The organism is Steroidobacter cummioxidans (genome assembly GCF_003104955.1).
In genome coordinates this window covers 78,465-88,762 of record NZ_LSRW01000019.1, presented here as the reverse complement: position 1 = coordinate 88,762, position 10,298 = coordinate 78,465, and the positions used below count along the sequence as shown (strand labels likewise).

The window sequence follows — 10,298 nt, the reverse complement described above, 5'->3', positions numbered from 1 at the left end:
AGCGTCAGATGTGTATAAGAGACCTTGCTGCTCGGCCTGACTTTAGGCGGCACGCACTACGCATGGGACTCGCCGCACATCCTTGGCTTGTTTGCAGTGTCAGCGGTGTCGTTGGGCATTTTCATCTGGGTCGAAGGGCGCGCTCGCGAGCCCATCCTGCCGCTGCATCTGTTCAGCATTCCTACGTTCCGCATCGCGACGCTCGGCTCGTTCGTCATGAGCATGGCGTTCCTCGGCGTCGTGATGTTCATGCCGCTGTACATGCAGGTAGTGCAGGGCGTTTCAGCGGTACAGAGCGGTGTGGCGTTGCTGCCCTTGATGCTTACATTGATCGTCAGCAGCATCGGCTCGGGTCGTATCGTGTCGCGCACCGGCAAGTACAAGGCATTGATGGTTACCGGCGGTGTGCTGCTGGTCGCAGGTGTCATGTCGTTGACTGGCATTACCGCCGACACGACCCAAGCCGATTTGACCTGGCGACTGGCGTTGACTGGCCTCGGGTTGGGTCCGGCGCAAACGCTGTTCAGCCTGGTGATCCAGAACGCCGCGCCGGCCAATCAGATCGGCGTGGCCACCAGCATGAGTCAGTTCAGCCGCCAGATCGGCTCGACGGTCGGCGTGGCCATTTTCGGAACCTTCCTTACGCATGCGCTCACGGACGAGTTGCCCAAGCATGTTCCCCAGTTGCCCGGCGCCAACGTCGCGCAACTCGATCTGGCGCATGCGCAGAGTCAGGCCATGAACGTGGACCAGATTCGCGAGCGGGTGCAGGCGGCGCTCGATGAGCGATATCGAGTGATCGAGCGCGCTTTCAATGAAGATCCGCGGGCGGTGGAAGAGGTGCTTGCCGATCCGCGACTGCCAGAAGCCGTCAAGGAGCCGCTACGCGACGGCGGCCTGCGCTCCGGCACGCATGACGAGTTGGTCGAACGCACCGATGAGCTGGTCGCTGAGCTGAAGGCGGGAGCGGCCGGTCGCGATCGATTGTTGAAAGATCCGGACCTGTCGACGGCCTTGAAACAGCAGTTGGCGAACATTCCCTCGCGCGCCTGGGACGAGCCGGGAGTGATCGCGGGTGTCGCCGCTTTGTTTCGTGACAGCATGCTCGCCACCGAGAATGCCATCGTCGCCCTGCGCACTCAGCAGGCGCTCGCGACTGTGCAAGCCGGCATGGCGATGTATGCGACCAAGCTGGTCGAGAACATCCAGCGCGGCGTGAAAGAGGCGTTCGCGGGGGCCATCGCTCACATGCTGGGGCGGGCGCTGTGGATCGTCGGTCTGGCGCTGTTCGTCGTGCTGTTCATCCCTGAGTTGCCGCTGCGCGCGAAGCCGCATTCGGACACGGCGAGTGAGTAACGCGCCTGCGTCGGCGCCAGCGCGCCGCTCGTTCGCGGCCCTGCGTCATCCCAGTTATCGCGGCTTCTTCTTCAGTTTCGCCGGCGCGATGATGGCGGACAGCGTCGAGCACGTCATCAGTTACTGGATGATGTTCCAGAAGTTCCAGTCGAACGCGCTCGGTGCGTTCGCGGTGGTGTCGCATTGGCTGCCCTTTCTGCTGCTGTCCTTGCCGGTCGGCGCGCTCGCCGATCATTTCGATCCGCGACGGCTGATTCAGATCGGCATGGTGCTGTTCATGGCCGTGTCCCTGACGTGGGGTGTGCTGTTCACCACGGACACGCTGGAGATCTGGCACGCGATGGTGCTGCTGACCCTGCATGGCATTGCCGGCGTGTTGTGGACCCCGGGTGCGCAGGTGCTGCTTCATCACGTCGTGCCATCAGAAGACTTGCAGAGTGCCGTGCGACTGAATGCAACGTCGCGCCAGCTCGGTCTGCTCGGTGGGCCGGCGATTGGCGGCGCGCTATTGATGCTGCTCGGTCCTTCGCACGGCATTTTGCTCAACGCGTTCTTCTACTTGCCGACGATTATCTGGTTGTGGAAGGCGCCATATTCGCGTGCCGCCGCCGGGCAGGGCGCGCCGCGACGAGCGTTGCTCTCTGTGAGCGATGTGATGTCGACGCTTCGTCGTATCGGCTCGCAGCGGACATTGTTGTCGATGATCCTGCTCGCGGGCGGAGCGTCGTTCTTCATCGGCAATGCTTATCTGCCACAGATGCCGGACTTCGCGCGCTCGCTCGGCCACGGCAATGCGGATCTTTCCTACAGTGTGTTGTTGGGTGCGGATGCCGTCGGTGCGTTGACAGCCGGATTCATATTGGAGAGTCGCGGCTGGCTGCAGCCGAATCCGCGCACGGCCATGATCCTGGCGATGTTCTGGTGTGTCGCGCTGGCCGGTTTCGCAATGTCGTCGGTCTACTCGCTCGCGGTGCTGTTACTGTTCATCGCCGGCTTCATGGACCTGTCGTTCAACTCGATGGCTCAGACGCTGGTGCAGTTGAATGCGCCGGCCGACATTCGCGGCCGCGTGCTGGGTGTGTTCTCGATGATGGCGCTGGGTCTGCGAACGTTCAGCGGGGTGACGGTGGGGTTGATGGGCGCCGCGATCGGCATTCACACCTCGCTGACTCTCAGCGCACTGGCGCTGATTGCACTCAGTGCGCTGTTGCTGGTGCGCAGCCCCAAGACTTGATTGGAGCTGCGCACCAGCGCGTGCTCATTTCTTCTTCGCGCTCTTCTTCGTGCTCTTTTTCTTGCTGCTCTTCTTCTTGGGAACCTTCGCTCCCGAGCGCCGCGCCTCGGACAAGCCGATCGCAACCGCCTGCTTGCGGCTCTTCACCTTCTTGCCCGAGCGGCCGCTGCGCAGCGTGCCGCTCTTGCGTTCGTGCATGGCCTTCTTCACTTTCTTCGAGGCCTTCTTGCTGTACTTACGTTTGGTCGCCATGACGGCTCCTCGTGTGTCGAACTGGATTAGTCCCGACCCACCAACGCCTCGCTACAGCACGCTGTTCCGAAACCCTTACCGATAGATCAGGAACGCCTCACGCTCTGCGGCCCATGACTTCTCATCGGGCTGCGTGATCGCATCCAGATCGGCGGGTGTCGAGCGCGCATCGTCGACCCATTCACGCAGTTGCGGGCCGCCGTTGATGATGTCGATGGCGAGGCGATCTTTCTCATATTCATAGTGAAAGTCGCGCCACAAAGCGTAGTCGGGATGCAGACGGCGGATCGCCTTGAACGCCAATGTTTGCAGGCGCCACGGCTGGAACGCGTGATGCTCGTAGCTCGGATCTTCGACGTGAATCTGCAACCCTGCGCAAAGTTTCCCGACATGTTTGTGAAACGTCGGCTCGAACCAGCAAGCGCGCAGCCGGCAACCTTGCAGCCACTGCGGCGCCAGCGAGTGCATCTGCGCCAGCACCTGATTCGCATCGATGTCGGGTGCGCCGAACAGCTCGAGCGGTCGCGTCGTGCCGCGTCCTTCGGACAGCGTCGTGCCTTCCAGCATCACGGTGCCGGCATAAGCGCGAGCCATCCAGAGATTCGGCGCGTTGGGGCTGGGATTGACCCAGGTCCGTTCGCCGAGCGGCCAGCCGTACCCCGGTGCGCTCTCAGGTTGCCAGCCTTGCATCTCGATCACTCGATACTCGACGTTGAGTCTGAGCGTGCGCACGAACCAATGCGCGAGCTCGCCGAGCGTGAGGCCGTGTCGCATCGGCAGCGGTCCCGCGCCGACGAAACTTTCCCAGCCGGCGCGCAGGCGCAGCCCTTCGATAGGTCGACCGGCCGGGTTCGGACGATCCAGCACCCACACCGTCTTGCCATGCTTCGCCGCTGCTTCGAGCACGTAGCGCAGCGTGGTGATGAACGTGTAGATGCGGCAGCCTAGATCCTGCAGATCGACCAGCAGCACATCGAACGGCTGCATCATCTCGTCGGTGGGGCGTCGCACTTCGCCATACAAACTGAAGACTGGAATGCCGTGGATGGGATCGTTGAAGGTCGGCGACTCGACCATGTTGTCCTGCTTGTCGCCGCGCAGGCCGTGTTGCGGGCCGAATGCAGCCGTGAGCTTCACGCCGGCCGCGGCGAGCGCATCGAGGGAATGTGTCAGATCCGTCGTGACGGAAGCGGGATGAGCGAGCAGCGCGACGCGCTTGCCCTGTAACTCACGGCGCAGCGACGGCTCTTCGAGCAGTCGATCGATACCGAACTTCATGCAGGATCTCCGGCCAGCCGCAGGGCAAAGCCATCGCGATGATGAAAATCGGGCTTGCCCGGCGGATGTGCCAGCGCCCAATAGGAAATGACGCCCTGGTCGCTCTGCGAGACGGCCGACACGGCGAGGCGCAGCTCGCGACCTTTGATTTCGGCCGCCGTCAGCCCAGGAATGGCGCCGAGATGGATGTCCACGTCGACGTCCAATTCGCCGTTACGGCGCCGAACGAGGACGCGCGGCGACGGCAGCGGGTTCAGCGATGTAACGTTCTGACGATAGTTCTCGAATCGATACACCGCCCATTGGCTGGACGGCGAGAAATTGAATTCGAAATACGCGTCGCTGTCGGTGAAGCCGATGAAGGCTTCCAGGCAGGTCTGTTGCCACAACAGATCCTGGAATTTGCTGGCCGCCTGCGCCGGCAGTTGCAGGCGATCGATATCACCGGTGATGCGGTAATAGAGCACCAGCAGATCGGCCGTGAGTGAATTCACTTCGACCGTGATGCTGGCGACGATGTCGTCCGGCGTCGACGGGTGGCAGAGGAGGGGCGTGGCATGCATACAGCCATTCTAGTCCACTCACGCCCGTCACGGACGTCAGTGCCAATTCGCGGTTGCCGCAATCTTCTCCCGGAACAGCGGCCTGGCCAGCCACAGCAGGATTGCGGCGATGCTGGTGGCGCCCACCACCACAATGGCCAGTGCCCAGCGAATCTGCATGGGGTCCTTCAGGATGTAGTCGCTGATGAACGGCACCAGAGCCGGGCCGACGCCCATGCCGATCAAGTTGATGGTGAACAGGTACAGCGACGAGATCTGCGCGCGCATCTGGTTCGGCGTCACCTGATTCACCGCCATCGGACCCATCGCCACGTAACCATGGAAGGGCAGGCCAGCAATGCAGATTGCGACGCACGCAATCACGAAACTCGGCATGAATGGGGTGATCGAGCTGGTCACCAGCGTTGCCACCGCCACGACCAGACAGACTTTGATGGGCGCGTCGGTTTGGCCGCGCGAGGCCCACAGATCGCACAGTCGCCCGGCGAGGAAAATGCCGGTCGTATTGATCAGTATGGTCGACAGGCCGATGACCACGCCGACCTGCGCTGGCTGCACTCCATACGTACGCGCGATCACGGTAGGCAGCCATGCGCCGACCGAGTAGCCGACCATGGCCAGCATGGCGAGCGCGATGAAGTGCAGGCTGTAGAAGTTGCCATGCTTCACCAGAAACTTCAGCACTTCGCGGAATGGGACCTTCTGCCCGAAGTCTTCGCCGCTCGCCGATTGCATTTTCATCAGTCCGCGCCGCGCCGGTTCCCGCACTCCCAACAGCAGAAGCGGTAGTAACAGTCCCGGTGCGCCGGTGACGATGAAGACGAATTGCCACGCGCGGACTTCACCAAGTAGCGGCAACGTAAACGTCTTGCCTTCTGTCGAGATCGCAGCGACGACCAGGCCGCCCACCAACATGGCGATGCCCGCGCCGATCGCGATGCCCATGTTGTAGACGCTGAAGGCACGACCTTGTTTCTCTCGCGGAAACGCGTCGCTGATCATCGAGTACGCCGCGGGTGACAGAGCGGCTTCGCCCACACCGACGCCGGCGCGCGCCAGGCACAGTTGCGTCCAGTTCTTGGCCAGACCACATAACGTCGCCATCAGCGACCACGCAACGATGCCGGCCGCGACGATGCTCTTGCGATTCATACGATCGGCGAGCCGGCCGATGGGAATGCCGAACAGCGTATAGAAGAGTGCGAACGCAAAGCCCTGCAACAGGCCGATCTGAGTATCGGTGACCTGCAGATCGCGTTTGATGGGCTCGACCAGCAGCGAGATGATCTGCCGGTCGATGAACGAGAAGATATAGAAGAGCAGCAGGACGAACACCAGGTACCAGGCTTGTGCCGATGCCGGATAGGGCAGGGCTCCAGGCAGTGCGGGCGGATTGGCCGCCGAGTGCTGCGTGTTCAATCAGGGTCCCCCGTGCTGGCGCTCGAAATGGAACTGGAGCATTCGCAAGCGAATCCCGGCCGCCGCCTGTGTTTCCTTCGCGGGGCGTGCCGGGAATTGAAACCAGTGTAGTCGCAGCCGCGGCCGGCGGCGAGTCCAGACGCTTGATTTCATTGCGCAGAACAAAGCCGCTTGTGAGATGTACGAGCTTCCGGGCATCCTGCGCGCCATGCAGTCACAAGAGCAGCCGGCCTCGGCCGCAGCTGTCGACGACAAGCCGCGCGTTGGCTGGGGATTCATCACGCTCCACGCGCTGGCCTACACAGGCACCTGGCTGGCGTTACTCACGCCGGTGCTCGTGACTATTGCCTTGAGGGTGCGGCATCTCGCGCCCGAGGCTGCCGCGTCGAGTCTGTCGCTGGTGCTGGGACTGGGCGCGTTCTTCGCTCTCGTTGGCAATCCTTTGTTCGGACGACTGAGCGATCGGACCACGTCCCGTTTCGGCATGCGCCGGCCATGGCTGATCGGCGGAGTGCTCTGCGGCGCGCTGGCGTTGTTGATGATCGCGACTGCCGACAGCATCGCGGTGCTGCTCATCGGCTGGTGTCTGGCGCAGCTCGCGTTCAACGCGGTGTTGGCGGCGATCATTGCCGTCTTGCCCGATCAGGTTCCCACTGAGCAGCGCGGCACGGTGGCTGGCGTGATGGGCGTGTGCCTGCCGCTCGGGCAGGTGAGCGGCACGTATCTCGTGCAGTCCGTGGCCACCTCGACGTTGCTCACATTCATGCTGCCCGCATCGATCTGCGTCGTGCTCGTGCTGGTGTTCGCACTCACGTTACGCGATCGGCAGCTCGCGCCAGAGGAAGTGGCGTCGCTGGGCTGGCGTGATGTGCTCGCGATCTATTGGGTCAATCCGCGGCAGCATCCGGATTTCGGCTGGACCTGGCTGAGCCGTCTGCTGCTGGTGTTGGGTACGGCGTTCCTGAACACGTATCAACCGTTTTATCTGATCGACAAGCTCGGCCACGACGCCGTGCAGATTCCCAAGCTCATCTTCCAGGGCATCCTCGCGCAGACCGTCGCGATCATTGCCGTGAGCATTCTGGGCGGGCGACTGTCGGACGCGATCGGTCGTCGCAAGATCTTCGTCGTCATCGGTGGTGTGGTGTATGCGATCGGATTGTGGGTGATCGCCGCCGCGCCGGACTTTCCGACCTTTCTGCTCGGCATGACCATCACCGGCATCGGTCACGGTATTTATTTTGCGGTCGACCTGGCGCTGGTGACCGACGTATTGCCGAATCGATGGCGCGATGCCGCCAAGGATCTGGGAATTTTCAATGTCGCAAATGCCTTGCCTCAAGCCATCGCTCCGGCCGTTGCGCCGCTGATCCTCGCGCTCACGGGGGGCGATTACACCTGGCTGTTCGCGATTGCCGGCTCGATCGCGCTGCTTGCGTCCGTCACCATCCTGCCCGTCAAGAGCGTGCGGTAAGGCTCGTTTACATCGCGATTGCGCGTTGTGCGCGTGAGGTTTGCGGATGAGCCGGTCCCAACTGAGATTGCAGCGTCGCGAGCGCTTGCTCGATCAGCTGTTTTCCGGTCGCATTGCCGGACGCGACTTGCGCTTCGCCTAGTCGTGCGCGGGCTTCGGCGAGCTCCCAACTTTCTTCCCACATCGCTTGCTCGCGCAGCTTTACTGCTTCATCGAGCGCGGGCACGGCTTGAGCGGCGCGGCCGTTCTGTAACAGCAGTTCGCCCTGCGCGATTAGCGCCTGACCTAGCGCGAGCTGCGCGGCCGGTCCGCCGGAGCGAAGTTTGGTGATGACATCAGCGAGCTCGGCGTTCGCCTGCTCGAATGGCTGTTGATTGGCGGTGAGCCTGGCTTTGGCGAGTCGTGCTCGTTGGGCAAAGAAGTGCTCGTCGCCAAACTGCTTGCGCGCCAGTGTCAGTGCTTCATCCGCGATCTGCACCGCTTTCTGGTTTCGTCCGGCCGCAGCGTGCGCTTCCGCGAGAAACGTTTGGTTCTGCACATGCAACGCGCTGCCTCGTGCCGTGAATTTTTCGGCCATCTCTGAGGCGTCTTCCAGAATGGCAATCGCTTGATCGGGACGGCCGAGCGCCGTCTGCAGCGAGCCGTACTGACCCATCGACGCGGCGACGGCCGCCGAATCTCCCGAGATCGCGCGCTGGCCCTCGAAGGCATGTTTCAACTCGCGCTCCGCATCGGCGATACGGCCAACGCGATACGAGAGCGTGCCGACGTTCGCGCGCATCACCAACGCGGGCACATCCTCGCCCGAGTCCAACGTATCGTGAATGGCCAGCGCCCTGCGATAAGCTGCGGTCGCCTCCTGCAGGCGATTGGCATTCATCAAGGCGATGCCAAGCGAGTTGTAGAGAATCGCCGTCTCGCTGTGATTCTCGCCTGAAAGCGCGACGCGCTCGGCGATGGCCTGCTCGTTGGTCGCGATGGAGCCCGCCAGATCTCCTTGCGCGCGCAGCAGCCGCGCCTTGACGGTCACCCATTCCAGATGTTGCTCGGCGTAACGCTTTCGATCGGTGTTCCAGAATTGCTCGGCGGGTTGAAGCAGTTCATCGGCGCGTTGCAGATTGCCGCGCCCCAGCTCGGCGTGGGCGAGTTTCTGCCTCACCAGCGCCACCGTCTCTGGATTCCCTTCCGGTCCCGCTTGCTTCAAATAGCCTTCGAGCAACGGTACCTGTCCAGCGACGTCTTCGAGTGCGCCATACAAATCGGCGAGCGTCTCGACCACCTTGCCCGCGAGATAAGGATCGTCGCGATACTCCTGCAGCACGCGCTCGGCGCTGCGATCGAGCATCGATTTGGCGGTCGTCGGGCTGGCGCCGTCAGCTGTCACTGAGTTGCGGAACATGCGCGTCAGATACATCCGCACCGCCTCTTCGCGAGCGGCAGCTCGGCGAGCGATGTCTCGCTCAACAGCGGTGCGCGCCGCTTGCTCGCGCGCCTCGCGAGCTTGCCAGAGGGCGACGCTGGCGCCTCCGAGAATGGCGATCAAGACAGCGGCAGCCGCGGCGGTTCCAACGCGGTTGCGACTGACGAACTTGCTGAAGCGATACCACGCGCTGTCGGGCCGGGCTTGAATGGGCCGGCCTTGCAGATGATTTTCGATATCCAATGCGAAGGCGTCGGCGCTGGCGTAGCGCTGTGCCGGGTCCTTCTTGAGCGCACGGTTCAAGATGGCGTCGATGTCACCCCGCAAGCGACGACCGCGCTGCTGATCTTGAGTCGTCGTGCTCGCCAGCGACGCGTCGATTTCCGTGATGGCGCGTTCGAGCTGCCCGCCACCAGTATGCTTCGGCGAGTAGGGCAGTGCGCCCGTCAACAATTGATAGCTCACGACACCCAGCGAATACACATCGGTCGCTGTGCTGATCGGCTCGCCTTTGATTTGTTCCGGCGCCGCGTACTCCGGCGTGAACGCGCGTGCGGCGAATTGGGTATGTTCGCCCGGCTGATTTTCCAGCAGTTTGGCGACCCCGAAATCCAGTAGACGCACCGAGCCATCGGTGGTGACCAGAATGTTGGTGGGCTTGAGGTCACGATGCACGACCAGCCGCGCGTGTGCATGAGCGACAGCGCGTGCCACTTGCAGGATCAGCTGCAATATCTGTTCGATCGAAGGTGAGTGCTGTGCACAGTAACGATCGATCGTTACGCCTTCCACATATTCCATGGCCATGAACGGCCGCCCGAGATCGTCGACGCCGGCGTCGTACAACCGCGCAATGTTGGGATGTTCGAGCGTCGCGAGAATGTCCCGCTCGCGAGCCATGCGTTCGGCCAGTCCGCCGATCCAGGTGACGTGTGGCAGCTTGAGCGCGACGTTTCTTTTGAACGTGCCGTCAGCGCGCTCGGCGAGCCATACGCTGCCCATACCGCCGCGGCCGAGTTCCCGCACCAGCCGATAGGGGCCGACGTGATTTCCTGGCGACGCTGAGCTCAGGTGAGAGGTGTTGATGCCAGTCAGACTCGTGAACTGCGGCATGTCGCGCAGGAACTCGTCGCTGTCGCGGGTTGCATGCTTCTGTAGCAACTCGCGAAGCGCGGGCTTGAGGCGTTCGTGGTCCCCGGCAAGTGAATCGAGCCAGGCATCGCGTTCGGCCGGCGGCAGGTCGAGCGCGGTATCGAGCAGCTCGAACATCTGTTTCCAGTCTTCGGGCCCGATTCTTTGCAT

8 protein-coding genes are annotated in these 10,298 nt (G+C 62.6%); 3 read left to right on the top strand and 5 right to left on the bottom strand.

What is annotated here, in order from left to right; all coding sequences use genetic code 11:
* Positions 1 to 24 precede the first annotated feature (24 nt).
* On the top strand, positions 25 to 1,356 hold the full coding sequence (locus D0550_RS12430; RefSeq protein WP_116809510.1) for an MFS transporter: 1,332 nt from the start codon (positions 25 to 27) through the stop codon (positions 1,354 to 1,356).
* On the top strand, positions 1,349 to 2,590 hold the full coding sequence (locus D0550_RS12425; protein WP_116809509.1) for an MFS transporter: 1,242 nt from the start codon (positions 1,349 to 1,351) through the stop codon (positions 2,588 to 2,590). Before D0550_RS12430 ends, D0550_RS12425 begins: the two co-directional genes overlap by 8 nt.
* A 24-nt stretch (positions 2,591 to 2,614) precedes the next feature.
* Here D0550_RS12425 and D0550_RS12420 read toward each other — a convergent pair whose 3' ends face one another.
* The 4 genes from D0550_RS12420 to D0550_RS12405 all read right to left on the bottom strand — a co-directional run bounded on the left by D0550_RS12420 (position 2,615) and on the right by D0550_RS12405 (position 6,102).
* Positions 2,615 to 2,842, bottom strand: coding sequence for a DUF6496 domain-containing protein (locus D0550_RS12420; RefSeq protein ID WP_116809508.1), 228 nt, complete (start codon positions 2,840 to 2,842; stop codon positions 2,615 to 2,617).
* Positions 2,843 to 2,917: 75 nt separating this feature from the next.
* Positions 2,918 to 4,120 (bottom strand): exo-beta-N-acetylmuramidase NamZ family protein, encoded by a 1,203-nt coding sequence (locus D0550_RS12415; protein ID WP_116809507.1) that lies wholly within the window; start codon positions 4,118 to 4,120, stop codon positions 2,918 to 2,920.
* On the bottom strand, positions 4,117 to 4,683 hold the full coding sequence (locus D0550_RS12410) for a DOMON-like domain-containing protein (protein WP_116809506.1): 567 nt from the start codon (positions 4,681 to 4,683) through the stop codon (positions 4,117 to 4,119). The genes D0550_RS12415 and D0550_RS12410 overlap by 4 nt, the downstream gene beginning before the upstream one ends.
* A 36-nt stretch (positions 4,684 to 4,719) precedes the next feature.
* Entirely contained in the window at positions 4,720 to 6,102 is a 1,383-nt protein-coding gene (locus tag D0550_RS12405) for a spinster family MFS transporter (protein ID WP_116809505.1), read from the bottom strand.
* Between the two features lie 178 nt (positions 6,103 to 6,280).
* Here D0550_RS12405 and D0550_RS12400 point away from each other — a divergent pair, with 178 nt between their 5' ends.
* A complete protein-coding gene (locus D0550_RS12400; RefSeq protein ID WP_206606232.1) occupies positions 6,281 to 7,576 on the top strand; it encodes an MFS transporter in 1,296 nt (431 codons plus the stop codon).
* 7 nt (positions 7,577 to 7,583) lie between these two features.
* Here the strand turns inward: D0550_RS12400 and D0550_RS12395 are convergent, their stop codons facing one another.
* On the bottom strand, positions 7,584 to 10,298 hold the full coding sequence (locus D0550_RS12395) for a serine/threonine-protein kinase (RefSeq protein WP_116809504.1): 2,715 nt from the start codon (positions 10,296 to 10,298) through the stop codon (positions 7,584 to 7,586).

Bases quoted from the DNA above. Each gene is read 5' to 3' on its own strand.
- D0550_RS12400 (WP_206606232.1), top strand. From the start codon at position 6,281: ATGTACGAGCTTCCGGGCATCCTGCGCGCCATGCAGTCACAAGAGCAG.
- D0550_RS12415 (WP_116809507.1), bottom strand. From the start codon at position 4,120: ATGAAGTTCGGTATCGATCGACTGCTCGAAGAGCCGTCGCTGCGCCGT.
- D0550_RS12395 (WP_116809504.1), bottom strand. From the start codon at position 10,298: ATGCAAAGAATCGGGCCCGAAGACTGGAAACAGATGTTCGAGCTGCTC.
- D0550_RS12420 (WP_116809508.1), bottom strand. From the start codon at position 2,842: ATGGCGACCAAACGTAAGTACAGCAAGAAGGCCTCGAAGAAAGTGAAG.
- D0550_RS12410 (WP_116809506.1), bottom strand. From the start codon at position 4,683: ATGCATGCCACGCCCCTCCTCTGCCACCCGTCGACGCCGGACGACATC.